Source organism: Streptomyces sp. NPDC001204 (assembly GCF_053598035.1).
This window is the reverse complement of record NZ_JBSFJL010000002.1, coordinates 245792-272767: the sequence shown is the minus strand read 5'-3', so window position 1 is coordinate 272767 and position 26976 is coordinate 245792. Positions and strand designations below refer to the sequence as shown.

The following is a 26976-nucleotide window of genomic DNA, read 5'->3' as shown; positions in this document are numbered from 1 at the left end:
GCCCGTGGGGCGGACGTCCGGTGCCCGGCGGGCCGCGGACGGTCAGCGCCGTGTCACAGCGTGCCGTCGTCCCACTGGTCGAGCAGCTCGTCGTCCCCGGGGCCTTCGGCCGGTCCCGCCCCGCCGTGCAGGGGCTGCTCGGTCCAGATGACCTTGCCGGTGGGGGTGTACCGGGTTCCCCAGCGCTCGGCGTACCGGGCGACCAGGAACAGACCGCGTCCGCCCTCGTCCGTCGTCGCCGCGTACCGCAGGTGGGGCGAGGTGCTGCTGCCGTCGGAGACCTCGCAGATCAGCTTGCGGTCGCGCAGCAGGCGGACGTGGATGGGGGCGCTGCCGTAGCGGATGGCGTTGGTGACCAGTTCGCTGAGGAGGAGTTCGGTGGTGAAGCTCGCGTCCTCCAGACCCCAGTCCTTCAGCTGCCGGGCGACGTCGGCGCGGACGCGGGAGACGGCCGCGGGATCGGCCGGGACGTCCCAGTCGGCGACCAGATCGGGATCGAGTACGCGGGTACGGGCCACCAGCAGGGCGATGTCGTCGACGGCGTGGTCCGGGGGAAGGGCGTCGAGCACCGCCCGGCAGGTCTGCTCCGGGGGCCGGTCGGGATGGGCCAGCGCGGAACGCAGGAGTTCGATGCCGTCGCCGATGTCCCGGTCGCGGTCCTCGACGAGCCCGTCCGTGTAGAGGACCAGCTGGCTCCCCTCGGGCAGCCGCAGTTCGGTGGCCTCGAAGGGCAGGCCGCCCAGGCCGAGGGGCGGTCCCGCCGGGAGGTCGGGGAAGGCCACGCTGCCGTCCGGGCCGACGAGGGCGGGCGGCGGGTGGCCGGCCCGGGCCAGGGAGCAGGTGCCCGAGGACGGGTCGTAGACGGCGTACAGGCAGGTGGCCCCCGCGAGTCCCTCCTCACCGCCTGTGGCCGCGCCGTCCCGGTCGAGCCGGGCCACCAGGTCGTCCAGGCGGGCCAGCAGCTCGTCCGGGGCGAGGTCCAGGGAGGAGAAGTTGTGCACGGCGGTGCGCAGCCGTCCCATGGTGGCCGCCGCGTGCAGCCCGTGTCCCACCACGTCGCCGACCACCAGGGCCACCCGGGCTCCGGACAGTTCGATCACGTCGAACCAGTCCCCGCCCACCCCCGCCTGGGCCGGCAGATAGCGGTAGGCCACCTCCAGGGCGCTGTATTCGGGCAGGCCGCGGGGCAGCAGGCTGCGTTGCAGGGTGACCGCCATGGTGTGCTCGCGGGTGTAGCGGCGGGCGTTGTCGAGAGCGACGGCGGCCCGGGCGGCCAGTTCCTCGGCGAACGGTACGTCCTCCGCGTCGAAGGCCTCCTCGCGGCAGCGCCAGAAGTCCACCACCCCCAGTACCGTGCCGCGGGCGCGCAGCGGCACCGCGATCAGGGAGTGGATGCCGCGCTCCAGGATGCTCCGCGCGCGATCGGGATCCGCCACCTGCCACTCCCGGGCTTCCGTCAGCTCCGTCTCGAGCGCCCCCCGGCCGCTCTCCACGCACCGGGCCTGCGGTGAGCCGGGCGCGAAGCTGAGCCGTCGGCCCACGTCCACCAGCGGCTGGTACCCGGGACGGCCGCGCACCGCGGCCCGGCGCACCTCGCCGCTGATCGCCGCGGTCGGCTCCTGGCCGCGCAGGACCTCCTCGACCAGTTCGACGGTGACGACGTCGGCGAAGCGGGGAACGGCCACGTCCGCCAGTTCCTGCGCGGTGCGCGACACGTCCAGGGTGGTGCCGATCTTCATGCCCGCGTCGTAGAGGAGTTTCAGGCGCTCGCGCGCCACCTCGGCGCGTCCCGACAGAGCCCGCAGTTCCGTGGTGTCCCTGAGCGTCACCACGCTCCCCTCGTACCCGCCGTACGGGGCGGTGGGCCGCTTGTTGACCGCGAGGAGGCGGTCGGCCGTGAGGTGGACCTCGTCGCTGGCCGTGCGCTCCGACGTCAGCAGTTCGGCGATTCCGGCGTCCAGGGGCAGGTCGGTGACCTTGTGCCCCTCCACGTCCGGCGGCAGATCCAGCAGCCGCAGCGCCTCGTCGTTGGCGAGCAGCAGCTGTCCGTCGCCCCCGACGATCAGCACGCCCTCGCGCACCGCGTGCAGCACGGCGTCGTGGTGGTCGTACATCCGCGTCATCTCGGCCGGTCCCAGGCCGTGGGTCTGGCGCAGCAGCCGCCGGCTCACCAGCGCCGTGCCGGCCGCGGCCAGGACCAGCGCGCCGGCGGCCGTCCCCAGCAGGACCGGAAGCTGGCGGCCCGCCGTGGTCTGCACCTTCTGGACCGTGATCGCGACCGCGACGGTGCCGACGGCCCCGCCGCCCGGCTTGGTGACGGGGACGTACGCCACCGAGCGTCCCTGGGTGGTCTGGAGGGTCTGGGTGACGGGGGAGGACGGCGGCTTGCGGGCGCCGAAGACCGGTTTGCCGATGAAGGCCGGGTTGGGGTGGGTGTAGCGGATCCCGTCCTTCGAGTAGATGACGACGAGGTCGACGTCGGTCTCCTTCATGATCTTGTGCGCGACGGGCTGGAGCACCTTGCTGGGGTTGGGGCCGGTCATGGCCTTCAGCGTGTCCGGCGCGTACGCCAGCGTCTCGGCGATGCCCAGGGAGCGTTCCCGGGCGTCCTTGGTGCTGTCGTCCCCGGCCTGGAGCACGAGGGCGACCAGTGCGGCGGCGACGATCAGTACCGCGATGACCACTTGCAGCAGGAACACCTGGCCCGCGACGGTGCGCGGCCTGAACAGTGACCGCAGCCGCCCCGTGGGCGGCGTCGGCGAGTTGTCGCGCCCGCCGCGCCGGAGGGATCGGCGGGATTGTGCGATCACTCCTCCATTTTGCTCCCTGTGTCCCGGTCGGCATTCCGGCAAGGGCATGATGGAGCGCACCATGGCAGGCAATACGACGGACGAGATCCCCGACAACGGCGCGGCCGGCTCCGGGCGCGGTATGACCGTGCTGCGCAACGGCATCGGAGTGCTGCGCACCTTCAGCGTCGACGAGCCCGAGCTGGGCGTCACCGAGATCGCCACCCGGGTCGGACTGCACAAGTCCACCGTGTCCCGCATCCTCGCCACGCTGGAGCAGGACGGCCTGGTCGAGCGCGACCCGGGCTCCCGGCGGTTCCGGCTGGGGCTCGGCGTGATCGCGATGGCGGGTCCGCTGCTGGCCGACCTCGATGTGCGCCGGGCGGCGTATCCGGTGCTCCAGGAGCTGAGCCACCGCACCGGGGAGACCGCGGCGCTGCTGGTGTGGAACGGCGCCGAGGCCGTCTGCGTGGAGCAGGTGGCGAGCCGGCACGAGGTCAAGCACAGCACCCCGCTGGGGACCCGCTACCAGACGGCGGCGAGTTCCTCGGTGCAGGTGTTCCTCAGCCGGCTGCCCTCCGAGCGCGTACGGGCCCTGGTCACCAGCGGGGCCGTGGTCCACCCGGGGCTCAGCGACGCCGCGGTCGACGCCTATCTGCTCCGCCTCGCGGAGAGCGCCGAGCGCAGCTACGCCGTCAACTACGGCGAGACCTCGGTGGAGGAAGTGGGCGTCGCCGCCCCGGTCTTCGACCACCGCGGCGAGGCGGTCGCCTCGGTCCTGGTCTCCGCGCCCCGGTTCCGGGTCTCCCCCGAAGGGCTTCCGGTGCTGGGCGAGACGGTGCGCGAGTCCGCCGCCCGGGTCACCGCACGCCTCGGCGAACGCCGGCCCACGTCGGACGGCTGACGTCCCCGTCGCCGCTACAGGCCGGGACCGGCCGTCAGGTCGGCTCCCGGGGCGGTGCGCAGTACGGGGGCGAGGACGGACAGCTCCGGCTGCTTCAGGGTGGGCAGTTCGCCGGGGTTCGGGGCGGTCAGGGGGGCGTCCAGGGAGAGGCCCGGGGTCAGGGTCCGCACGTCGGAGGCGGGCAGGCCGACGCCGACGTGGTCGAAGCCGTCGTCGAGGGTGTGGGCCAGCGGGGCGCGCAGCTCCATGCCGGGCAGCCCGCCGTCGACCGGCAGCCGTGGCACGGCGCGCTCGGGCAGGAGCCGTCCATGGACGAAGCGCGGGGGCTCCGGCACGCCCGCCGCGGGCAGCGGCACCTGTCCGCCGACCTCGGGCAGTTCCGTGCCGAGGGCCGCCTCCGCGCCGCCCAGCGGGACGGGGACGGGAACCGTGCCGGCCGCGGCGGCGGGGGTCGCCGCCGCGCCCATGGCCGCGGCGACGCCCGTGATGAGGGCGGCGAGGGTTCCTCGAGTGGTCGACTTCATGTCAGGTACGGTCCCTTTCCGGGTTCGGGGCTCGACGTCCGTACCGCCCAACGATCCTGACGCCACCACCAGCACGGGATTCCCCCGAGTGCCGTAGTAGTACGACGGGTCCGGCCGGCACGGAGGCGCCGGGCTCACGCCTCACGCCTGACGCGGCTCAGCGCTGCAGCGCCAGGCCGCCGAGCAGGGGCTTGGGGGCGTTCAGGGTCTGGGTGGCGCCGTTCACCGTGTGGAGCAGCGAGTCCTGGTTCTCGGTGTTGAGGGCGTTGGACTGGTGCTGGAGCGGCATGACGTCGACGGGGCCCTTGGTGAGCGTGTTCACAGCGCCGTTGAGGCTGTTGGGCGTGAGGTCGGCGGCGTTCTGGGCGAACGCGGGCGCGGCGGCAGCGGTGAGGGCCAGGGATCCGGCGAGGACGGCGGCAGCCTTCAGGGACTTCATCGTCGTGTTTCCTTTCTTCGGCGACGTCGGTCACCGCGGGGGATTGCGTCGCCCTGCCCAACGAGCCCCGGCCGGACCGGAAACCCCGGTGGCCCGAATTCGCCGCGTTCTGATACGGGATCTGCGACACGGGGGATCTGCTACGCGGCCGGCCGCCGTCCCACGGCGGAACCCGGGGACGGCGGCCGGACGGAGGAACGCGCGCGGATGTCAGCCGTTGACGCAGGCGTTGCCGAACGTCGGGTTCAGCACGCCGACGACGTCGATGGTGTTGCCGCAGACGTTGACCGGGACGTGCACGGGAAGCTGGATGACGTTGCCCGACAGCACGCCCGGGGAGTTGGCGGCGCCGCCGGTCGCGCCGCTGCTGGCGGCGGCGATGCCGGCACCACCGGCGACGGCCGCGGCGGCGACGGAGGTAAGGACCAGGCCCTTGGCGATACGCGACATGGAGAAATGCTCCTTGGGTTGACGCAAAAACACCCGGGCGGGGATGCCCGGCGTTGTGTCAACGCGTGGCAGTCCCGCGAGTTGTGCCGCCAAAGGGGTGATCTCGAAGTCTCCTCGAACACGCCGGGCCGGTCCGCGCCCCGCCTCCGGGAGCGCACCGCGACCGAGTGCGGGCCGGGGGCGGGGACGGCGCACGACCGAGGGCCGGCCGGGGCGGGGACGCACCACGACCGAGGCCGACCGGGGGGCGGGGCGAGCCAGGACCGGGAGCAGGCCAGGACCGGGAACAGGCCAGAACCGGGGGCAGGCAGGGGCCAGGGGCAAGTCAGGACCGGAGGCAGGCCGGGGCCGGGGCGGCCGGCGACTGGGGGCAGGCCACTGCTAACGGCGAACCAGGACCGGGAGCGGGCCAGAACCGGAAGCGAACCAGGACCGGAGGCAGGCAGGAACTGGGAGCGAACCGGGACCGGCGGCGAGCAGGAACCGGCAGGCGGACCGGCGGCGAGCCAGGACCGGCAGCGGACTAGGGCCCAGCAGCAAGCCAGGACCCGCAGCGTTCGGGGCCGGCCAGAGGTAAGGCAGGGACCGGAGGTGGGCCAAGGCCGAAGCAGGCCGGGGACTGGGGGCAGGCGACGACCAGCGGCGAACCAGGACCAGCAGCAGACCTGACTGGAGGCGAACCGGGACCGACAGCGGACCAGGACCAGCAGCGGTCGGGGGCCGGGCGGCCAGGGCCGGCGGCGGACCAGGGCCGGCGCGGGGCCGAGACTGGCGGTCGGCGAGCCGCGGGCGGCCGCTTCGGGCGTCGGCAAGGCAAGTGCGCCCGGACGCCAGGCAGGCGAGCGCGCGGGCGTCGGCAAGACAAACGCGACGGCCGGCAGGAGGACGAGCCCGCCGGTGCCAGTCGGACAAGCCCGTCGGCCTTCAGGAGGACAAGCGCGAACCCGCCTGCCGCCAGAAGGACGAGCGCGACACCCGGCAGGAAGATGAGCCCTGGGCCCGCCGACGGTCAGCAAGACGCGCACGCCTGCCGTCAGGAAGGCGAACCCGGCGGCAGTCGGGAAGGCTTACGCGGCGGCCGGCGACAGGACGCGCTCGCCTGCCGTCAGGGAAGACAAGAACGGGTGCCGGACAGCATGTCCGGCACCCGTAGGGGGCCGCTTCGCCGGCCCGGGGATCCAGTCCTAGCGGTGCGTCGCCGCCCGGCCGCGGCGGTAGAGGATCACGCCGCCGGCGATCAGGGCCGCACTGGCGGCCGAGGACGCCAGCAGGGCGCCGGTGCCGGTCTCGGCCAGCTGCGGGGCCGCGTCAGGCGTGGCGTTCTCGAGGACCGCCGGAGCCGGCAGGGTCTGGGCATGCTGGGGCTCGGCCACCGCCTCGTCCACCACGCGCGGCGGGGTGTCCGTGGTCGACGTGCCGGAGTCCGGTGTGGGCGTCGGCGTGGACACGGGAGGCAGGGCCGTGGAGCCGTCGTCGGTCGACGGCGTGACACTGGGTGGTGCCGGCACCGTCACGGGCGTGGTCACCGGTGAGCCGTTGCCGCAGCTGTTGCCGAACGCCGGGTTGAGCACCGCCACCACGTCCACGGTGTTGCCGCAGACGTTCACCGGCACCGAGACCGGTGCCTGGATGGTGTTCCCGGACAGCACGCCGGGCGAGTTGGACGCGGCGCCCTCGGCCTGAGAGTCGGCCAGGGCGGAGCTGCCGCACAGCGTCAGCAAACTCGTCGCGGCGGCGGCCGCGAACACTCCCCTGCTCAGAGTCTGTCGCAATCTCGTTGTCTTCCTGCTTGCAGCCGCTCGGTCGATGCGGCTTGAAGATGTGGGAAGGCCGGCCTTGGGCGGGAGATCGATGTCCAAGGCCGGCCGTGACACAGCCGGTACGGCTGGGTGCGCCGGACGGTCAGCCGTTGGCGCAGGTGTTGCCGAACGTCGGGTTCAGCAGCGCGATGACGTTGACGGTGTTGCCGCAGGCGTTGACCGGAACGTGCACGGGAACCTGGATGACGTTGCCCGAGAGCACACCCGGGGAGTTCGCGGCGGTACCCGTGGCCCCGGAGTCGGCGAAGGCGGGGCCGGCCATGCCCAGGGCCACGAGGGCGCCGGTGACGACAGCAACGCTCTTCTTCATGAAATGTTCCCTTCTTGGGGACGACGCCCCGATGACGGTCAGAAACCGATTGAACACAACCGATACGGTCGTGATGCTGAACGAGGAATAGCCGTAATGGGAAAATGCGGAACGTGAGTCGCCGAGCACTTCACTCGATTGACCCTCGTGACCATACGATTCACCCTCGACTGCATTGCCGGAAAGAGTTCTTCGGAAAGGTACGGGCAGTCCTCGGCCGAATCGGCGAAGGACCATGGCCGTGCGAAAGCGCGGCGTCCCGCTCGGCCCAAGTGGAGGTGTCCGGGCACTGCTGGTCCTGCTGGTCCGAGTCGACGGACCGCAGCACGCCGGCGCTGGTGTCGCCCATGCCGAGGCACGGCTTGTCGAGCGCCCCCCGGGTCAGCGAGAACAGCGGACTCGTAGTGCCCGACAGAAGCGGCGGCCGCCGCGGCGACCTCTGCCCTTTTGAGCACTGCGCGTTCCTTTCCTCGTAGCGACGCAAGTCCTACGCCTTCATCAACCCGGAGCCGCATGTTTGGTTGCGGGGGTTCACCCGCTTGGACGCCACCGCATTCAAAACTCCGGAAAATCACGGAGTCCAAAAAACACACAAGCAGTCCGCGCCGTCGACCGGCGGGGTGAAGGGGAGAAACCAGGGTGCGGTCGCGCAGTTGACCAGAGCACTCCGGTGTGACGGGCTTCCTCGGAAAGCCAGGTGGCCGACGTCCAGAACGTGCCGATCCTGCCGATCCCGCCGGACCGGAAGAACCGGCAGAACCAACAGCACCGGCAGAACCGGCAGAACCGGCAGTGCGACAACGTCCGCGGTTACGACACCACGTCCTTGCGGGCGAACCCGCGGAAGGCCAGGGCGAACAGCACCAGCGCGTAGCTGACGGAGACCGCCGTGCCCTGGATCATCCCGGACCACTCGGGGTGCGGCTGCACGGCGTCGGCCCAGGCGTACTGCCAGTGCGCGGGCAGGAAGTCGCGCCAGTGCCCGAGGGCCGTGACGGCGTCCAGGACGTTGCCCACGATGGTCAGGCCGACCGCCCCGCCCACGGCGCCGAGCGGCGCGTCCGTCCTGGTGGACAGCCAGAACGCCAGTCCCGCGGTGACCAGTTGCGACACGAAGATGTACGCCACGACCACCAGCAGCCGCTGCGCTGCCGTCCCCGCGTCCAGCGCGCCGCCGGTGGGGATCTCCAGCGGGCCCCAGCCGTAGGCGGCCGTGCCGACGGCGAGCGCCACCAGCGGCAGCAGCAGCATCGCCGCCAGGCTGAGCCCGAGTCCGACGACGAGCTTGGACCACAGCAGCCGGGCCCGCGGCACGGGCGCGGCGAGCAGGTAGCGCAGGGAGGACCAGCTCGCCTCCGAGGCCACCGTGTCCCCGCAGAACAGCGCCACCGGGATCACCAGCAGGAAGCCCGCCGAGACGAACAGGTTCACCGCGGCGAAGTTGGCCGCGGACGCGGTGGCCGTGTCCATCAGCGTCACCCGGCCGCCGCGGCCGCCCGGACCGCCGCCGATCGCGAAGGCGACGGCCAGCACGAAGGGCAGCGCGGCCAGGATGCCGCCCATGACGAGCGTGCGGCGCCGCTTGAACTGCCGCACCAGCTCCACCCTCAGGGGCAGGGTGCGGGCCGCCCGGTAACCGGAGGCGACCTCGGCGCTCTCGGCGAGCGTGCTCATGCGGAACCTCCGATCAGGGTGAGGAAGGCGTCTTCGAGCCGGCGGTGGGGGCCGACCGAGACGACGGGCACCTCCAGCCGCACCAGCTCCACGACCAGGTCCCGCGCCGTGCCGCCGGTCTCCAGCCGGACCAGGAGGCCGTCCTCGGTCCGCAGTGCCGAGGCGACGCCCGGCAGGGCGGACACCTTCTCCACGACCGGGTCCTCCACCGGCGTGGCGGTGCCGACCAGGAGGGTGTCCCCGGAGCCGACGATCTCGCCGACCGGACCCGCCTGCACCAGCCGCCCCCGGTCCATCACGACCAGGTGCGTGCAGGACTGTTCGACCTCCGAGAGCAGGTGGCTGGAGACGATCACCGTGCGGCCGCCGGCCGCGTAACGGATCATCACCTCGCGCATCTCTCGGATCTGGGGCGGGTCGAGGCCGTTGGTGGGCTCGTCCAGGATCAGCAGGTCCGGCAGGCCCAGCATGGCCTGCGCGATCGCCAGGCGCTGGCGCATGCCCTGCGAGTAGGTGCGTACCGCGCGGGCCAGCGCGTCGCCGAGACCGGCGATCCGGAGGGCCTCGTCCAGGTGCGCGTCCTCGGCCGGGCGGCCGGTGGCCCGCCAGTACAGCTCCAGGTTCTCCCGGCCGGACAGATGGGGCAGGAAGCCGGCGCCCTCGACGAAGGCACCGACCCGCGACAGCACGGGCGCTCCGGGCCGGACGGCGTGGCCGAAGACGCGGATCTCGCCGGCGTCCGGCTGGATCAGGCCCATCAGCATGCGCAGGGTGGTCGTCTTGCCCGCGCCGTTCGGCCCGAGCAGGCCGAGGACCTGGCCCTTGTCCACCTGGAACGACAGGTCCCGTACCGCGTACCGGTCCGCCGACCTCGCGTAGCGCTTGCTCAGGCCCGTGATCCGCAGCGGGACGTCGGCCGACTCCGGGTCGGGAGCGGGCGCGGCGGTGCGGCGGCGGGAGGTCAGCAGCAGGGCGAGCGCGACCGCCGCGCCGGCCGCCGGCAGCCACCACACCCAACCGGGCAGCGGGGCCGCCGCGGTGGTCACGCCCGGCGCGGTCGGCACCTTCAGGTCGCTCTTCAGGCCGACGGTGTACGTCGCAGGGGCGGCCGGTGAGGCGTAGCCGAGGTCGGTGGAGGCGAGCACCAGGCGGAGCCGGTGGCCCTTCTGCACCTCGTGGTCGATCGCCGGGAGGGTGAGGGTGACGTCCTTGCCGGCCTTGGCGCCCTCGACACGCACGGGGGCCACCAGCTGGGCGGGCAGCACCGGCTGCTCCTTGCCCGGTCCGACGTCGTACAGCTTGGCGAAGAGCACCGCGTCGTCGGTGGTCGAGGTGACGTGGACGGTCACCGTGGGCGAGCCGGTGACGCGCAGGCCGCCGCCGAGCGGCGCGGAGTCGAACCGCGCGTACTGGCCGGGGAAGTCGAGGGACACCCCGACGCCGAGCGAGGACAGCTGGGCCAGACCGCCGGAGCCGCCGAGGCCCGGCAGGGAGGACACGGCGGGCGGGTTGGCCCCGGCGGGGTTCTCGAAGCGGCGCTCGCCTCCGCGCAGGGCGATGGACCGCTGCCCGCCCTCCAGCCCCGGATACGTGCTGCCGCTCGCGCCCCGCAGCAGGGCCCGGCCGTCGGTGGAGTCGACCCCGCCGGTGCGGGTGATGCGGAAGGCGGGGCCCGTGCCGGCGTTCTTGTCGCCCTTGAGGTACCGGTCGAACCAGTTCTTCACGCGTGCCTGGACCCGGCCGGTCTCCATGTCGCCGCCGTCGTGGCCGCCCGCGATCCAGTCGACGTCGACCGGGGCGCCGTTCGCCCGGATCGCCCTGGCGGCGGCGTCGGCCTGGCCGAGCGGGAAGAGGGAGTCGGTCTGGCCCTGCACCAGCAGGGTCGGCACCTTGATGCGGTCGGCGACGGCGGACGGCGAGCGCTCCTGGAGCAGTGCGCGCGCCTCCGCGTCCGGCTTGCCCGACTCGGCGACCCGCTCGTACATCCGGCACAGCGTGGGCTCGAACTCGGCGCATCCGCCGCCTGAGTTGATGAAGGCGCCCGCCCACAACTTCTTGAAGACGCCGCCCGGGAAGAGCGCGTCCGCGAGGTTCCAGTAGGTGATGGCCGGGGCGATGGCGTCCACCCTGCGGTCGTGTCCGGCGGCGAGCAGGGAGATCGCTCCGCCGTAGGAGGCTCCGGCCACGCCCACGCGCGGGTCGCCGGGCCCGTCGAGCCGCACCTCGGGCCGCCGCGCGAGCCAGTCGATCAGCTGGGAGACGTCGGCGACCTCGCCCTCGGGGTCGTTCAGCCCGATCTTGCCGGTGGATCTGCCGAAGCCGCGCGCCGACCAGGTCAGCACCGCGTATCCGTCCCTGGCGAGGTCCTGCGCCTGCCGCCGCACGTCGTCCTTGCTGCCCCCGAAGCCGTGCCCGAGCAGGACGGCGGGGTGGCGGCCGGACGTGGCCGGGGTGAAGTACGAGGTGTCGATCCGCACCCCGTCGCCCGTGGTCATCATCCGGTCGGTGCGGTGCACCGGGGGCGGGTCGTCGGAGGCGATCGCCTTCCACGTGCCGGCACCGGCCAGGACGACGACGGCGGCCCCGGCGGCCAGCAGGCGCCGGGGCCTCGGCGGCAGCCCGCGCAATCCGGGCAGTCGAAGATCCATGTCCTCCACGGTACGGTCCGCCGCCGGCGACCGAAGCCGCCGACGGACCGAACCTCCGCACCTACTCGGGGAGTACGGGGCCGCCGCGGCGTACCGCGGACGCGGTACGCCGCCCGTCGTCCTACGGCTGGGTGTCCTCCGGGATCGACACCAGCCAGCGGGTGTCGCGGCGGGGGCGGAGGTAGAACGCCCAGTAGAGGGTGGCGACCGCCATGATGCCGCCGGTCCACAGCAGGTAGGTGATCTCCTGCCGGCTGAGGATGTACGCCAGGAACGCGATGAGCAGCACGGGCACGGCCGGCCAGAGCGGCATCCGCCAGGCGGCCGTGTGCTTGTGGGAGCCGCGGCGGGACAGCAGCGCGGCGACCGCGACGAGCAGGTACATGCCGGTCACCGAGACGCCCGTGACGCCGTACAGGGTGTCCAGGTTGACGAAGCACAGCAGCGCGCCGGGGACGCCGACCGCCAGGGTGGCGACCCAGGGGGAGCCGAAGCGGCCGAGCCGGGAGAAGACGTTGTTCACCGCCGAGGGCCAGGCCTTGTCGCGGGCGGAGGCGAACAGCACGCGGGAGTTCTGGATGACCATGACGATGCCGGCGTTGATGATCGCCAGGGCCACGCAGAGGCTGACGAAGGTGCCGACCGCGGAGTTGGACCAGGCGATCACCATCGAGCTCAGGTTGCCGGCGGTCAGCTCCTTGATGTCGGAGGCGCCCATGGTGATGGCGACGACCGGCACGAGGATGATCACGGAGGAGATGGCGAGGGTGGCGAGCACCGTGCGGGCGACGTTGCGGCGCGGGTTCTCCAGCTCCTCGGAGAGGTAGACGGCGGTGGAGAAGCCCTGGGTGGCGAAGAGCGCGATGGCGAGCCCGGAGATGACGAGCATGGCCGTCACGGCGTCCGTGTGCCCGTCGGTGCCGGCCACCTGCATGGAGACCAGGCTGCCGACGCCCCGGTGGCTGTGCGCGAAGCCCAGCAGCGCGACCACGCCCGCCGCGATGACCTCCAGGACCAGGAAGATGCCGGTGATCCAGGCGTTGGCGCGCAGGTCCAGCAGACCGGCGAGGGTGGCCAGCAGCATCACGCCGGCGCCGGTCCAGGCCGGGTCGAGGTGCACGATCGGCGCCAGGTAGTCCGCGGTGCCCATCGCGATCACGGGCGGGACGATCATGACGACGAGCAGGGACAGCACGAAGACCAGCCAGCCCGCCAGCCGCCCGGCCATGGTCGACACCATGGCGTACTCGCCGCCCGCGCTGGGGATGAGGGTGCCCAGCTCCGAGTAGCAGAACGCCACGGCGATGCACAGCAGGGAGCCGATGGCGATGGTGAGGGCGGTGGCGGTGCCGAGCGTGCCGAGGAGGTCGGGCACGACCACGAACAGCGTGGAGGCGGGGGTCACGCACGAGAGGGTGAGGAGGGTGCCGCCGACGACCCCGATGGAGCGCTTGAGCTTGGTGGGGCTGTCCGTCGCCTCTGTGGGACTGCCGGCCACTTCGGGGACGGCGTTCTCGACAGAGCGGAGCATGTCGGTCATGCAGCGGTTCCGATCGACTTGTGCAACAGGTGAGGGGCCGGGGAGCGCGCTATCGCCTCCGGCGGTTCGCGGTCGTAAGCACTCTCGTCCGCTCCCGGCCCGGATATCGAACATCAACGAAAACCGCTGAGTCAATGGTCGTTAACCTACGGAATTCGCGGCGGAACAGCGATCTACAACTGATTCACTCGTCGAACGGTCCCATTGTTCGGGCCCTTACGGGCGTGCGGGAACCGTAGCGCGCACCCGAAAAAAGATGAGGCCGTCCGCATAGCGGACGGCCTCGTCATCGCCTGCGGCGACGGTCGGGGGTCGGTGATCAGTGGTTGCGCGGGAACCCGAGGTCCACGCCCGCCGGGGCCTCGGACGGGTCCGGCCAACGGGTGGTGACGACCTTGCCGCGGGTGTAGAAGTGCGTGCCGTCGTTGCCGTAGATGTGGTGGTCGCCGAAGAGCGAGTCCTTCCAGCCACCGAAGGAGTGGTAGCCCACCGGCACCGGGATCGGCACGTTGACGCCCACCATGCCGGCCTCGATCTCCAGCTGGAAGCGGCGGGCGGCGCCGCCGTCCCGGGTGAAGATCGCGGTGCCGTTGCCGAACGGCGAGGCGTTGATGAGCGCCACGCCCTCGTCGTAGCTGTCCACGCGCAGCACGCACAGCACCGGGCCGAAGATCTCGTCCTGGTAGGCCTTGGCGCTGGTCGGCACCCTGTCCAGCAGCGAGATGCCGACCCAGTGGCCGTCCTCGAAGCCCTCGACCGTGTAGCCGGTGCCGTCCAGGACGACCTCGGCGCCCTCGCCCGCGGCGTTCTCCACGTACGAGGCCACCTTGTCGCGGTGCGCCTTGGTGATCAGCGGGCCCATCTCGGAGGACGGGTCGTTGCCCGGACCGATCTTGATCTTCTCGGCGCGCTCGCGGATCTTCTCCACCAGTTCGTCGCCGATCGCGCCGACCGCGACGACGGCCGAGATGGCCATGCAGCGCTCGCCCGCCGAGCCGTACGCGGCCGAGACGGCGGCGTCGGCGGCCGCGTCCAGGTCGGCGTCCGGCAGCACCAGCATGTGGTTCTTGGCGCCGCCGAGGGCCTGCACGCGCTTGCCGTTCGCGGAGGCGGTGGTGTGGATGTAGCGGGCGATCGGGGTGGAGCCGACGAAGGAGACCGCCTTGACGTCGGGGTGCTCCAGGAGGCGGTCCACGGCCACCTTGTCGCCGTGGACGACGTTGAAGACGCCGTCGGGCAGCCCGGCCTCGGCCAGCAGCTCGGCGATCTTCAGGGACGCCGACGGGTCCTTCTCGCTCGGCTTCAGCACGAAGGTGTTGCCGCACGCGATGGCGATGGGGAACATCCACATCGGGACCATCGCCGGGAAGTTGAACGGCGTGATGCCGGCGACCACGCCGAGCGGCTGCCGGATCGCGGCCACGTCGACGCGGGTGGCGACCTGGGTGGACAGCTCGCCCTTGAGCTGGACGTTGATGCCGCAGGCCAGGTCGACGATCTCCAGGCCGCGCGCGACCTCGCCGAGCGCGTCGGAGTGCACCTTGCCGTGCTCGGCGGTGATCAGCTCGGCGATCTCGTCGCGGTGCGCGTCCAACAGCGCGCGGAACTTGAACAGGATCGAGGTCCGCTGGGCCAGCGAGGACTGGCCCCAGGTCAGGTACGCGTCCTTGGCGGCGGCGACCGCGGCGTCCACCTCCTCCACGGAGGCGAACGCGACCTTCGTGGTGACCTCGCCGGTCGCCGGGTCCGTGACCGGCCCGTACGTCCCCGAGGCGCCTTCGACGGTCTTCCCGCCGATCCAGTGGTTGACGATCTTCGTCATGCCCGGTTACTCCTTCACAGATGGCGGCGACGGGTCGAAACGTGCCGTTCGTTGAGCTCGTGTGCCGTGACCGGCGACGGGCGCGTCGCGGTCCCGGCCACAGGTACATCCCACCAGGCACGCGCTCAGGACGCGCCCGACACTGTGTCTGCGGTTTCCGTCTCCACGTAGACACATGTGGGAGTGTCCGCCGCACGCGCCCCGCCGAGGACTGCATGCGGATTCCGCGGTCGGGCGGAGTGCGGGCGGCCGCCGCCCCGCGGTGGGTTGTCGGGACCTCCGGCGCGGGGCCGTAGCGGGCGGGGAGTCGACGCTCGCACTTCGCTCCTGCCAGGGCGAAGCGGCGTCCCGCGCCGGAGGCGTTCTGTGCCGGAGGCGTTCAGCGCCGGGCGCCACGGGGCGCGTGCGGGTCCGCACCCGGCGTACCCCCGCCGCTCGGGTGGGGAAACTCTTGGCCGGACGGACCGTCCCGGGCGCGCCGGCGAGTACGGCCCCGCGGTGATCAGGTCGCACGCCATCGGCTGCCCTCGGCTTCCCTTCGCCTCGACTCCCCCGGTTCCCCCGGTTCTAGTGCCGGGCACGGACCCCTGTCAATGGTTTGTCCGGACATACGGACGAGAGGGTCCGCCATCGGTCGCGTAAACCCCCGGGCGGGTAAGTCGCTTGCTTCAGCTCTGTCACAAAAACCTCCGCCGTGTCACGCATGTCGCGGGTACGCGGCCCCCCGGTCACACCCGGCCGACAGCCGCTTGCCGGTGCGTACTCCGGGTCGTTCACCGATCACAGGCTTGGAGATCGCCAGCGCGGCGCCCGGCTCCCCCGACGGCCTCTCCGGCCGCCGCCGTGGTGCGCGCGGGGAGGTGCACGTCATGACCGACCGAAGGCTCTGGTCGTACAAGGAGATCGCGGCACACATCCGGGTGCAGCCGGACACCGTGCGGTCCTACCGCAAGCACGGTCTGCTGCCGCCACCCGACCACGTGGAGAGCGGCAGGCCCTACTGGTACGCCGACACCGTCCGCGCCTGGGTCGCCGCCCGGCCCGGCAACCGCGGCCGCAGAGCCGACTGAAACGCCGCCGGGCCGCGGGCCCGGCCCCCGTGACTGACGGTGCCCCACGCGAGGTGGGGCACCGTCATGTCAGCTCCACGGCTCGATGACCGTGACCCCGGATCCCGGTGCCGTGCCCATCGCCGCGAGCGCGTCCGGGACGGCCGCCAGCGGGATGACCGACGTCACCAGCAGGTCGGGGCGCAGCACGCCGGCCCGTACCAGCTCCAGCATCTCCGGATAGGCGTGCGCGGCCATGCCGTGGCTGCCCAGGAGTTCGAGTTCCAGGGCGATCGCGCGCGCCATGGGCACGGGGGTGGTGCCCGTCGCGGAGGGCAGCAGACCGACCTGGACGTGACGGCCCCGTCGGCGCAGGCCGTTCACCGAGGCCGCGCAGGTGGCGGGCGAGCCGAGCGCGTCGAGCGAGAGATGGGCGCCGCCGCCGGTCAGCTCGCGCACCCGCTCCGCCGTGTCCTCGACGTCCGACGCGTCCACGCACTGCGCGGCGCCGAACCTCCGCGCCAGGTCCAGGGCCCGGGCGGACACGTCCACCGCGACCACCCTCGCCCCCGCGGCCGCCGCGATCATCACCGCCGACAGCCCCACGCCCCCGCAGCCGTGCACGGCGACCCAGTCGCCGGCGGCGGCGCGGCCCTGCTGGACCACCGCGCGGTACGCCGTGGCGAACCGGCAGCCGAGCGAGGCCGCCGTGGCGAAGGACAGGCCCTCGGGAACGGCGACCAGGTTCACGTCGGCGTGGTCGAGCGCCACGTACTGGGCGAAGGAGCCCCAGTGCGTGAAGCCCGGCTGGGTCTGCCGCTCGCACACCTGCTGGTCGCCCGCCGCACAGGCGGGGCAGGTGCCGCAGGCGCAGACGAAGGGGACGGTCACCCGGTCGCCGGGCCGCCAGCGGGTCACCCGGGGGCCCACCTCCTCGACGGTCCCGGCGAGTTCGTGCCCCGGCACGTGCGGCAGCGCGACGTCGGGGTCGTGGCCCTGCCAGCCGTGCCAGTCGCTGCGGCACAGGCCGGTCGCCTCGACGCGGACCACGACCCCGTGTTCCGCGGGCCTCGGGTCGGCCACCTCGCGCACCTCGGCCGGCTCCCCGTACCGCTCGAACACCACAGCCCGCATTCCGCCGCCTCGCCTTCCGTCCGGTTCACCGCGGCCCACCGCCGCCGGCGAAACCGTAGTACGCGGGCACAACCCGGGCACGGGCGGCCTGGAGGGTGATCCGCACCGACCCGGCTTCGGTCATCGGCCGTGGTTCCTTGGTCAATACCCCCTAGGGGTATAGTCTGAGAAATGGCGGGCCACCGTGGCCCCCTGTGCCCCACCCACCACGACGAGGAGAACGACATGACTGCCCAGACCGGCACCCCGGACACCGTCACCACCGTCTACAAGGTGAGCGGGATGAGCTGCGGACACTGCGAGGGTTCCGTGTCCGCCGAGATCTCCGGGCTGCCCGGCGTCAGCTCGGTGAAGGCCGTCGCCTCCACCGGCGAGGTCACCGTGGTCTCCGCCTCCCCGCTGGAGACGGAGGCGCTGCGCGCCGCCGTGGACGAGGCCGGCTTCGAACTCGTCGGCGAGGCCTGACGAGGGCCGGTCCACCCGCCCGTATGTCGTCTGGAGTCCCGAGGATGAACACCCACGCCGCCCCGCAGACGCCCACGGCCGACCGGCCGGGCGCCGCCGAGGTCGAGCTGCTCATCGGGGGAATGACCTGCGCCTCCTGCGCGGCCCGCGTCGAGAAGAAGCTCAACCGCATGGACGGCGTCACCGCGACGGTCAACTTCGCCACGGAGAAGGCCAGGGTCTCCCACCCCGCCGGGGTATCGGTCGCCGATCTGGTCGCCACCGTGGTCAAGACCGGTTACACGGCGGAGGAGCCCCCGCCGCCGGCACCCGAACCGGCGGCGGACGCGGAGTCCCGGCCGGACGCGGAGCGGCCGCCCCGGGACTCCGAAGCGGCCTCCCTGCGCGGGCGGCTGATCGTCTCCGCGCTCCTCGCCGCCCCCGTCGTGGCGCTCGCGATGGTGCCGGCCCTTCAGTTCACGTACTGGCAGTGGCTCTCGCTCACCCTCGCCGCGCCGGTCGTCGTCTGGGGCGGACTGCCGTTCCACCGGGCGGCCCTGACCAACGCCCGGCACGGCGCGGCCACCATGGACACCCTCGTCTCGATCGGCACCCTGGCCGCGTTCGGCTGGTCGCTGTGGGCGCTGTTCCTGGGCGACGCGGGCATGCCCGGTATGCGCCACGAGTTCCGCCTCACCGTCTCCCGGGTGGACGCGGCCTCCACGATCTACCTGGAGGTCGCCGCCGGGGTCGTCGCGTTCATCCTGCTCGGCCGCTATCTGGAGGCCCGCTCCAAGCGACGGGCGGGCGCGGCGCTGCGGGCGCTGCTGGAACTGGGCGCGAAGGACGTCTCCGTAGTGCGGGGCGGAGTGGAGACGAGGATCCCGGTGACCGCGCTGGCGGTCGGGGACCGGTTCGTCGTACGGCCCGGTGAGAAGATCGCCACCGACGGCACGGTCGTCGAGGGCGGCTCGGCGGTCGACGCCTCGATGCTCACCGGCGAGTCGGCGCCGGTGGACATCGGTCCCGGCGACACGGTCACCGGCGCCACGGTCAACGCGGGCGGTCGGCTGGTCGTCGAGGCCACCCGGATCGGCGCGGACACGCAGCTCGCGCGGATGGCGCGGCTCGTCGAGGACGCGCAGAGCGGCAAGGCCGAGGTGCAGCGGCTGGCCGACCGCATATCGGCGGTCTTCGTGCCGGTCGTCCTGCTCATCGCCGTCGGCACCCTGCTCGTCTGGCTGTTCGCCACCGGCGAGGTGACCGCCGCGTTCACCGCGGCCGTCGCGGTGCTGATCATCGCCTGCCCGTGCGCGCTGGGCCTGGCCACGCCGACCGCGCTGATGGTCGGCACCGGCCGGGGCGCCCAGCTCGGCATCCTCATCAAGGGTCCCGAGGTGCTGGAGTCCACCCGCCGCGTGGACACCGTCGTCCTGGACAAGACCGGAACGGTCACCACGGGCCGGATGACCCTTCAGGAGGTGTACGCCGCCGAGGGCACCGACGAGAAGCAGCTGCTGCGCCTCGCGGGCGCCCTGGAGCACGCCTCCGAGCACCCGATCGCGCGTGCCGTGGCCGCCGGAGCCGAGGAGCGGGTGGGACCGCTGCCCCCGGTCGAGCACTTCGAGAACGTCCCCGGACGCGGCGTACGCGGACGCGTGGAGGGCCACGACGTGGCCGTGGGACGGCTCGTCGAGCTCACCGCCGAACTGCCGGAGGAGGTGGCCCGCGCCCGGCGCGAGGCGGAGAGCGAGGGCCGTACGGCGGTCGTCGTCGGCTGGGACGGGGCGGCACGCGGTGTCATCGCCGTCGGGGACGCGGTCAAGGAGACCAGCGCGCGGGCGGTCGCGCAGCTGCGCGCGCTGGGGCTGCGGCCGGTCCTGCTGACCGGCGACAACCGCGCCGTCGCCGAGGCCGTGGCGCGGACCGTCGGGATCGACCCGCAGGACGTGGTCGCCGAGGCGCTGCCCGAGGAGAAGGTCGAGGCCGTCAGGCGGCTGCGGGCCGAGGGGCGCACGGTGGCGATGGTCGGCGACGGGGTCAACGACGCCGCCGCGCTCGCCACCGCCGACCTGGGTCTGGCCATGGGAACCGGGACGGACGCCGCCATCGAGGCGGGCGATCTGACCCTGGTGCGCGGGGACCTCCGGGTGGCCGCGGACGCCATCCGCCTGTCCCGGCGGACGCTGGCCGTCATCAAGGGCAACCTCGTGTGGGCCTTCGGCTACAACGTGGCCGCGCTGCCGCTGGCCGCCGCCGGACTGCTCAACCCGATGATCGCGGGAGCGGCTATGGCGTTCTCGTCGGTGTTCGTGGTGACGAACAGTCTGCGGCTGCGCACGTTCCGCTGAATGAAAAGCAGTCGAGACCGAAGTAAGAGTCCCTCTAGAGTCCAACGCGCGCCTCACATAAGCTCTTCACAAGGCTCGCGCATCATCCTTACGCTTGGGTTCCTGTCGCCATACTTGGGCTCTTGCGTACCTAACGGACATATGCAAGAGACGCAGATCACAGTGATGTGAACGTAACCATCGAAGGGGTTCGAAGGTCTAAGTTGGCGATGTCGGGCAGCGTCTTGGGGGGCGCTGACCGGCATCTGGGGATGTCTTGGGGGACTTCCTCAGAGGTGCGTTGCCGGGGCACGTACACCGGGGAGCTTTGAGCGGCCCTCCCGCGCGTGCGCGTCCCGGCAGACCGCACGAGCACCAGGTGCGACGAGTTCTGCTCGTTGTGCTCACAGCGATTCAGGCGCTGGTCCTTGAACGCCCGGCCGGATCCCGTGGGGGGAATCCGCACCGGGACATGGGAAGGCGCCCTGGTCGTCGGCCCGTGGGGGGACCGGCGCGCCGGGGCGCCTTCCGCTTCTTTCGCGGCGTTGCTTCTGCGGCCCTCCTCCGGGCCGCGTTTCCTCTGCGGTCCGTTCCCGTAACCGGTACGCCTACGGGGGGCTCCGCACAGCACGAGGCCCCGCACCCGCGAACTCGCGCGGGATACGGGGCCGGTGACGCTATTCGGCCGGTGACGCCGCCGGGAGGCTCAGCGCTCCTCGACCGGGACGAAGTCGCGCTCGACCACGCCCGTGTAGATCTGACGCGGGCGGCCGATGCGCGAGCCCGGCTCCTTGATCATCTCGTGCCACTGGGCGATCCAGCCCGGCAGCCGGCCGAGGGCGAACAGGACCGTGAACATCTCGGTCGGGAAGCCCATGGCCCGGTAGATCAGGCCGGTATAGAAGTCGACGTTCGGGTAGAGCTTGCGCTCGACGAAGTAGTCGTCGGACAGGGCGTGCTCCTCCAGCTTCAGGGCGATGTCGAGGAGCTCGTCCTCCTTGCCCAGCGCGGAGAGCACGTCGTGCGCGGCGGCCTTGATGATCTTGGCGCGGGGGTCGAAGTTCTTGTAGACCCGGTGGCCGAAGCCCATCAGGCGGACGCCGTCCTCCTTGTTCTTCACCTTGCGGATGAAGGTGTCGACGTCGTTGCCCGAGTCGCGGATGCCCTCGAGCATCTCCAGGACGGACTGGTTGGCGCCGCCGTGCAGCGGACCCCAGAGGGCGCTGATGCCGGCCGAGATCGAGGCGAACATGTTGGCCTGCGAGGAGCCGACCAGGCGGACCGTCGACGTCGAGCAGTTCTGCTCGTGGTCGGCGTGCAGGATCAGCAGCTTGTCCAGCGCGGCGGCCACGACCGGGTCCGGCTCGAACTCCTGTGCGGGCACCGAGAAGGTCATGCGCAGGAAGTTCTCGACGTAACCGAGATCGTTGCGCGGGTAGACGAACGGGTGACCGATCGACTTCTTGTACGCGTACGCCGCGATCGTCGGGAGCTTGGCGAGCAGGCGGATCGTGGAGAGGTTGCGCTGCTTCTCGTCGAACGGGTTGTGGCTGTCCTGGTAGAAGGTCGACAGCGCCGAGACGACCGACGACAGCATCGCCATCGGGTGGGCGTCGCGCGGGAAGCCCGTGTAGAAGTTCTTGACGTCCTCGTGCAGCAGGGTGTGCTGCGTGACCTCGTTCTTGAACGAGGTGAGCTCGTCGACGGTCGGCAGCTCACCGTTGATCAGCAGGTAGGCCACCTCCAGGAAGGTGGAGCGCTCGGCCAGCTGCTCGATCGGGTAGCCGCGGTACCGGAGGATGCCCTGCTCACCGTCGAGATAGGTGATGGCGGATTTGTAGGCGGCTGTGTTGCCGTATCCGCTGTCCAAGGTCACGAGACCGGTCTGGGCGCGCAGCTTCCCGATGTCGAAGCCCTTGTCGCCGACGGTGCTGTCGACCACCGGGTAGGTGTACTCGCCGCCGTCGTACCGCAGAACTACAGAGTTGTCGCTCACGTCTTCCCTCACCGACGTAGTGCCTCATCTTCGAGGTGCCCTGACTGTCTCTACCATCCCCCATTTGGCTCAGGAGAGTGCACTCGGGGTCGACCATTGGGCCCATTGACGGCACTCAGTGCCGTCAACCTGTTCATCCTGCCCCCTCGCTCCGGCCACGGGAAGTGCTGTGTGACCTTTACGACTCATTTGATCGATCATTTTTTGTGACGTAGTGTCAGACGGTGGCTTCCGGCCCACCGGGCGGCGGTTTTCAGCCGCCGCCGAGGCGGAAGTCCAGCGCCGTGCAGCGCCGCCCCGCCGACACCGTGCGCACCGCCTGGCCGATCGCCCTGCGCGAGCCGACGAGGACGACCAGCTTCTTGGCCCGGGTCACCGCCGTGTAGAGCAGGTTGCGCTGGAGCATCATCCACGCGCCGGTGGTGACCGGGATCACCACGGCCGGATACTCGCTGCCCTGCGAGCGGTGGATGGTCACCGCGTACGCGTGCGCCAGTTCGTCCAGTTCGTCGAACTCGTACGGCACCTCCTCGTCCTCGTCCGTCAGCACCGTCAGGCGCTGGTCGACCGGGTCGAGCGAGGTGACCACGCCCACGGTGCCGTTGAAGACGCCGTTCTTCCCCTTCTCGTAATTGTTGCGAATCTGGGTGACCTTGTCTCCGACGCGGAAGACCCGGCCGCCGAACCGCTTCTCCGGCAGGTCGGGCCGGCCCGGGGTGACCGCCTGCTGGAGCAGGCCGTTCAGCGTGCCGGCGCCCGCCGGGCCCCGGTGCATGGGCGCGAGGACCTGCACGTCCCGGCGCGGGTCGAGCCCGAACCGGGCCGGGATCCGGCGCGCCGCCACGTCCACGGTGAGCCGGCCGGCCTCCTCGGTGTCGTCCTCGACGAAGAGGAAGAAGTCCTTCGTGCCGTCGGTGAGCGGATGCTGCCCGGCGTTGATCCGGTGCGCGTTGGTCACCACACCCGACTGCTGGGCCTGGCGGAAGACGCGCGTGAGGCGGACGGCGGGCACCGGGCTGCCGTCGGCCAGCAGGTCGCGCAGCACCTCGCCGGCGCCCACGCTGGGGAGCTGGTCCACGTCCCCGACGAACAGCAGGTGCGCGCCCGGGGGCACGGCCTTGACCAGCTTGTTGGCCAGCAGCAGGTCCAGCATGGACGCCTCGTCCACGACCACCAGGTCGGCGTCCAGCGGGCGGTCCCGGTCGTAGGCCGCGTCCCCGCCGGGCCTGAGCTCCAGCAGGCGGTGCACGGTGGAGGCCTCGGCGCCGGTGAGCTCCGAGAGGCGCTTGGCGGCCCGGCCGGTGGGCGCGGCCAGCACCACCTTGGCCTTCTTGGCCCGCGCCAGCTCCACGATCGAGCGCACCGTGAAGGACTTGCCGCAGCCGGGGCCGCCGGTCAGCACGGCCACCTTCTCGGTCAGCGCCAGCCTGACCGCCGCCTCCTGCTCGGGGGCGAGGTCGGCCCCCGTACGGCCCTTCAGCCAGGTCAGCGCCTTGTCCCAGGCGACGTCCCGGAAGTCGGGCATCCGGTCGGCGTCGGCGCGCAGCAGGCGCAGCAGCTGGGCGGACAGGGACAGCTCGGCCCGGTGGAAGGGCACGAGGTAGATCGCCGTCACCGCCTCGCCGCCGTCCGGGCCGGGCACCTTCTCCCGTACGACACCGGGGTCGGCGTCGTCCTCGGGGGGCTCGGCCAGTGCGGCGAGGCACTCGATGACGAGCCCGGTGTCCACCTGGAGGAGCTTGACCGCGTCCGTGATCAGCCGCTCCTCGGGCAGGAAGCAGTGGCCCTGGTCGGTGGACTGCGACAGCGCGTACTGGAGGCCCGCCTTGACCCGCTCCGGGCTGTCGTGCGGGATGCCGACGGACTGCGCGATCTTGTCGGCGGTCAGGAAGCCGATGCCCCAGACGTCGGCGGCCAGCCGGTACGGCTGGTTCTTCACCACCGAGATCGACGCGTCGCCGTACTTCTTGTAGATGCGCACCGCGATCGAGGTGGAGACCTCGACGGTCTGGAGGAAGAGCATGACCTCCTTGATCGCCTTCTGCTCCTCCCAGGCGTCGGCGATCTTCCTGGTCCGCTTGGGGCCGAGGCCGGGCACCTCGATCAGGCGCTTGGGCTCCTCCTCGATGACCTTCAGAGTGTCCAGGCCGAAGTGCTGGGTGATGCGGTCGGCGAAGACCGGTCCGATGCCCTTGACCAGGCCGGAGCCGAGATAGCGGCGGATGCCCTGGACGGTGGCCGGGAGCACGGTGGTGTAGTTGTCCACCTGGAACTGCTTGCCGTACTGCGGGTGGGAGCCCCAGCGGCCCTCCATCCGCAGCGACTCGCCGACCTGGGCTCCGAGCAGCGCGCCGACGACCGTGAGGAGGTCACCGGCGCCCCGTCCGGTGTCGACGCGGGCCACCGTGTAGCCGTTCTCCTCGTTGGCGTACGTGATCCGCTCGAGCACGCCCTCCAGCACGGCCGGACGCCGCTCGCCGGCACCGGCCTGCCCGCTCCGACTCGCCTCCGTGGTCATGACCCGACGGTACCGCCGGGCTGTGACAGCCCCGGCGCGCGAGCCGGGGCGGTCCGGCTCCGCGCCGCCCGGGCCGCCGGCGGAGCCCGCCGCTCAGCCGGCCTCGCCCTCGGCGAGGGTGTGGGCCACCAGGGCGTTCGCGTGGCCGTGCCCCAGGCCGTGCTCGGACTTGAGCCAGTTGACCAGTTCCATGTGCTTGGTCAGCGGCGAGGAGCGGATGAGGCCCTTCCACTCGGCGATCGGCCGGCCGGACTTCTTCTCGATGGAGGGGAAGTAGCTCGCGGGGCCCTTGGCGGCGGCGGTCATGGCGGATGCCTTCCTGTGACGGACGTTGTCGTAGGTGGTGACTGACGCCGGAGGGCGGACTCATCGCCCGGGCGGGGACGATTTCGCGCCGCTTCCGGGCCTCGAAGGGCAACGATCCGGCAACGAGCCCTTGCGGCCGCGTGTGTAATCGTTTCCAATCCTAGGGTGTAATCGATTCCACGAGGAGGTGGAACGGCGATGGCGAGCATCAAGGACGTCGCCGCCGCGGCAGGCGTGTCCGTCGCCACGGTCTCGCGCGTCCTGAACGAGCACCCGTCGGTCAGCGCCGACGCACGCACACGCGTGCTGGCCTCCGTCGAGGCACTGGGCTACCGCCCGAACGCCGTCGCCCGGTCCCTGCGCACCCACCGGACCCGCACCCTCGGCCTGGTCATCAGCGACGTGCTCAACCCGTACTTCACCGCGCTGGCCCGCTCCGTCGAGGAGGAGGCACGCGCCCTCGGCTACAGCGTCGTCATCGGCAACGCGGACGAGCGGCCCGGCCTCCAGGACCACCACGTACGGACCCTGCTCGACCGCCGTATCGACGGTCTCCTGGTCTCCCCCACCGACGGCGGCTCCCCGCTGATGCTGGAGGCCGCACGCGCGGGCACGCCGATGGTGTTCGTGGACCGGTGGATCGAGGGCGTGGACGTGCCCGTGGTCCGCTCGGACGGGCGGGCGGCGGTACGGGATCTCGTCGCGCACCTGTACGGCCTCGGCCACCGGCGGCTCGCGATCATCGCGGGCCCCGCGGCCACCACCACCGGCCGCGAGCGCGTCGAGGCGTTCCGCGAGGCGCTGGCCGCCCACGGCCTCCCGCTCCCGGACGCGTACGTCGGCCAGGGCGACTTCAGGGCCGGGAGCGGCCGGCGGGTCACCGAGGGCTTCCTCGGGCTGCCCGAGCCCCCCGAGGCGGTCTTCGCCGCCGACAACCTGATGGCGCTCGGCGCGCTGGACGCCATCCGCGCGCGCGGACTGCGGGTGCCCGACGACATCGCGCTGGCCGCGTTCGACGACATCCCGTGGTTCCCGCACACCGACCCGCCGATCACCGCGATCGCCCAGCCCACCGACGAGCTGGGGCGGGCCGCCGTACGCGCCCTGGTCGACCGGACAGCGGGTCGGCCCGCGCGGTCCGTCACCCTCCCCGCCCGGCTGGTCGTACGCCGCTCCTGCGGCGAGCCGGGGGGCGGCGACGTGCCGGGCGGCCCGGCGCCGGCGACCTGACCACCACCGGCGGCGCCCGACACGGCCCGGTTCCGCCGGTTGACCCCCGGCCGGCCCACCCTCGTGAATCACCTCTGTAAGGAGAAAGCGCACATGTACGACTACGACCTCCTGGTCGTGGGGTCGGCCAACGCCGACCTGGTGATCGGTGTGGAACGGCGGCCCGCCGCCGGGGAGACGGTGCTCGGTTCCGATCTGAGCGTCCATCCCGGCGGCAAGGGCGCCAACCAGGCCGCGGCCGCCGCCCGGCTCGGGGCCAGGACGGCCCTGCTGGCCCGGGTCGGCGACGACGCCCACGGCCGGCTGCTGCTCGACGCCCAGCGCGCGGCCGGGGTCGACCCGGCGGGCGTGCTGGTCGGCGGGGCGCCGACCGGGGTCGCGCTGATCACGGTGGACCCGTCCGGGGACAACAGCATCGTGGTCTCGCCGGGCGCCAACGGCCGGCTCACGCCCGAGGACGTCCGCGCGGCCGGCGACCTCCTGCGCGCCTCCCGGGTGGTCTCGGCGCAGCTGGAGATCCCGCTGGAGACGGTCGTGGAGGCGGTGCGGAACCTGGCGCCGGGCAGCCGCTTCGTGCTGAACCCGTCGCCGCCGCGCCCCCTGCCGCAGGAACTCCTGAAGGCCTGCGACCCGCTGATCGTGAACGAGCACGAGGCGAAGGTGATCCTGGGCGGCGCCGAGGCGGGCGACACCCCCGAGAGCTGGGCGCGGGACCTGCTCGCCCTCGGCCCGAGCTCGGTCGTGATCACTCTGGGCGGCGAGGGCGCGCTGGTGGCGTCCGCCGACGGGGTCGCCCGGGTCCCGTCCGTGAAGGTGGACGCCGTGGACACCACGGGCGCGGGCGACGCGTTCACCGCGGCGCTGGCCTGGCGGCTGGGCGCGGGCGCGTCCCTGGAGGAGGCGGCGGCCTACGCGGCCCGGGTCGGCGCGGTCGCCGTCACCCGGCGGGGCGCGCAGGAGTCCTACCCCACGGCGGCGGAGGTCGACGCCTTGTGAGCGGGGGGCGTTCGGCTTGAGCGGGGGCGGGGCGTTGGGCTTGAGCGGGGCGC

At 72.3% G+C, this 26976-nt stretch carries 20 protein-coding genes and 2 pseudogenes; 6 read left to right on the top strand and 16 right to left on the bottom strand.

Features of this window, described 5'->3' with window-relative positions; all coding sequences use genetic code 11:
- Window positions 1–53 precede the first annotated feature (53 nt).
- Window positions 54–2858, bottom strand: a complete 2805-nt coding sequence (locus ACWC91_RS04145; RefSeq protein ID WP_450639766.1) for a SpoIIE family protein phosphatase — start codon at window positions 2856–2858, stop codon at window positions 54–56.
- Between the two features lie 13 nt (window positions 2859–2871).
- On the opposite strand from ACWC91_RS04145, the gene ACWC91_RS04140 reads away from it, so the two are divergent.
- Window positions 2872–3693, top strand: coding sequence for an IclR family transcriptional regulator (locus ACWC91_RS04140; protein ID WP_450639764.1), 822 nt, complete (start codon window positions 2872–2874; stop codon window positions 3691–3693).
- A 14-nt stretch (window positions 3694–3707) separates the two neighbouring features.
- On the opposite strand, the gene ACWC91_RS04135 is transcribed toward ACWC91_RS04140, so the two are convergent.
- From ACWC91_RS04135 to ACWC91_RS04085, 11 genes and pseudogenes are all read right to left on the bottom strand, one after another.
- On the bottom strand, window positions 3708–4217 hold the full coding sequence (locus ACWC91_RS04135) for a hypothetical protein (protein ID WP_225075231.1): 510 nt from the start codon (window positions 4215–4217) through the stop codon (window positions 3708–3710).
- 157 nt (window positions 4218–4374) lie between these two features.
- A complete protein-coding gene (locus ACWC91_RS04130; protein WP_225075232.1) occupies window positions 4375–4656 on the bottom strand; it encodes a hypothetical protein in 282 nt (93 codons plus the stop codon).
- Between the two features lie 210 nt (window positions 4657–4866).
- A complete protein-coding gene (locus ACWC91_RS04125) occupies window positions 4867–5106 on the bottom strand; it encodes a chaplin (RefSeq protein WP_225075233.1) in 240 nt (79 codons plus the stop codon).
- A 1184-nt stretch (window positions 5107–6290) separates the two neighbouring features.
- A complete protein-coding gene (locus ACWC91_RS04120) occupies window positions 6291–6878 on the bottom strand; it encodes a chaplin (RefSeq protein WP_225075234.1) in 588 nt (195 codons plus the stop codon).
- Window positions 6879–7008: 130 nt separating this feature from the next.
- Complete coding sequence (locus tag ACWC91_RS04115) at window positions 7009–7236, bottom strand: chaplin (RefSeq protein ID WP_141360730.1); 228 nt, start codon at window positions 7234–7236, stop codon at window positions 7009–7011.
- An 810-nt stretch (window positions 7237–8046) separates the two neighbouring features.
- A complete protein-coding gene (locus ACWC91_RS04110) occupies window positions 8047–8910 on the bottom strand; it encodes an ABC transporter permease (protein ID WP_281154943.1) in 864 nt (287 codons plus the stop codon).
- Window positions 8907–11558 carry a CocE/NonD family hydrolase gene (locus ACWC91_RS04105; RefSeq protein ID WP_450642745.1) on the bottom strand — a complete coding sequence of 884 codons (2652 nt, stop codon included), beginning with the start codon at window positions 11556–11558 and terminating at the stop codon, window positions 8907–8909. The genes ACWC91_RS04110 and ACWC91_RS04105 overlap by 4 nt, the downstream gene beginning before the upstream one ends.
- A gap of 121 nt (window positions 11559–11679) precedes the next feature.
- The gene (locus ACWC91_RS04100) at window positions 11680–13098 is read right to left on the bottom strand and encodes an APC family permease (RefSeq protein ID WP_281154942.1); all 1419 of its coding nucleotides are present in this window, start codon (window positions 13096–13098) and stop codon (window positions 11680–11682) included.
- Window positions 13099–13417: 319 nt separating this feature from the next.
- Window positions 13418–14920: a CoA-acylating methylmalonate-semialdehyde dehydrogenase gene (gene mmsA, locus ACWC91_RS04095; RefSeq protein WP_225075238.1), complete on the bottom strand. Its 1503-nt coding sequence runs from the start codon at window positions 14918–14920 to the stop codon at window positions 13418–13420.
- A gap of 14 nt (window positions 14921–14934) precedes the next feature.
- Window positions 14935–15129, bottom strand: a pseudogene (locus tag ACWC91_RS04090) (3D-(3,5/4)-trihydroxycyclohexane-1,2-dione acylhydrolase (decyclizing)); the annotation flags it as partial.
- A 44-nt stretch (window positions 15130–15173) separates the two neighbouring features.
- A pseudogene (locus ACWC91_RS04085) lies at window positions 15174–15290 on the bottom strand (5-deoxy-glucuronate isomerase); the annotation flags it as partial.
- Window positions 15291–15789: 499 nt separating this feature from the next.
- On the opposite strand from ACWC91_RS04085, the gene ACWC91_RS04080 reads away from it, so the two are divergent.
- A complete protein-coding gene (locus ACWC91_RS04080; protein ID WP_141360721.1) occupies window positions 15790–15990 on the top strand; it encodes a helix-turn-helix transcriptional regulator in 201 nt (66 codons plus the stop codon).
- Window positions 15991–16059: 69 nt separating this feature from the next.
- Here the strand turns inward: ACWC91_RS04080 and ACWC91_RS04075 are convergent, their stop codons facing one another.
- Window positions 16060–17103, bottom strand: coding sequence for a zinc-dependent alcohol dehydrogenase family protein (locus ACWC91_RS04075; RefSeq protein ID WP_450642747.1), 1044 nt, complete (start codon window positions 17101–17103; stop codon window positions 16060–16062).
- A gap of 225 nt (window positions 17104–17328) precedes the next feature.
- On the opposite strand from ACWC91_RS04075, the gene ACWC91_RS04070 reads away from it, so the two are divergent.
- Both ACWC91_RS04070 and ACWC91_RS04065 read left to right on the top strand, forming a co-directional pair.
- A complete protein-coding gene (locus ACWC91_RS04070; RefSeq protein ID WP_376501446.1) occupies window positions 17329–17568 on the top strand; it encodes a heavy-metal-associated domain-containing protein in 240 nt (79 codons plus the stop codon).
- 44 nt (window positions 17569–17612) lie between these two features.
- Window positions 17613–19898: a heavy metal translocating P-type ATPase gene (locus tag ACWC91_RS04065; RefSeq protein WP_450642748.1), complete on the top strand. Its 2286-nt coding sequence runs from the start codon at window positions 17613–17615 to the stop codon at window positions 19896–19898.
- Between the two features lie 685 nt (window positions 19899–20583).
- Here the strand turns inward: ACWC91_RS04065 and ACWC91_RS04060 are convergent.
- From ACWC91_RS04060 to ACWC91_RS04050, 3 genes are all read right to left on the bottom strand, one after another.
- The gene (locus ACWC91_RS04060) at window positions 20584–21873 is read right to left on the bottom strand and encodes a citrate synthase (RefSeq protein WP_225075241.1); all 1290 of its coding nucleotides are present in this window, start codon (window positions 21871–21873) and stop codon (window positions 20584–20586) included.
- Between the two features lie 253 nt (window positions 21874–22126).
- On the bottom strand, window positions 22127–24391 hold the full coding sequence (gene recD2 / locus ACWC91_RS04055; RefSeq protein ID WP_450642750.1) for an SF1B family DNA helicase RecD2: 2265 nt from the start codon (window positions 24389–24391) through the stop codon (window positions 22127–22129).
- 93 nt (window positions 24392–24484) lie between these two features.
- On the bottom strand, window positions 24485–24697 hold the full coding sequence (locus tag ACWC91_RS04050; RefSeq protein ID WP_450642752.1) for a DUF4287 domain-containing protein: 213 nt from the start codon (window positions 24695–24697) through the stop codon (window positions 24485–24487).
- A 198-nt stretch (window positions 24698–24895) separates the two neighbouring features.
- On the opposite strand from ACWC91_RS04050, the gene ACWC91_RS04045 reads away from it, so the two are divergent.
- Entirely contained in the window at window positions 24896–25927 is a 1032-nt protein-coding gene (locus ACWC91_RS04045) for a LacI family DNA-binding transcriptional regulator (RefSeq protein WP_281154938.1), read from the top strand.
- Window positions 25928–26020: 93 nt separating this feature from the next.
- On the top strand, window positions 26021–26923 hold the full coding sequence (locus ACWC91_RS04040; protein WP_225075245.1) for a ribokinase: 903 nt from the start codon (window positions 26021–26023) through the stop codon (window positions 26921–26923).
- Window positions 26924–26976 lie beyond the last annotated feature (53 nt).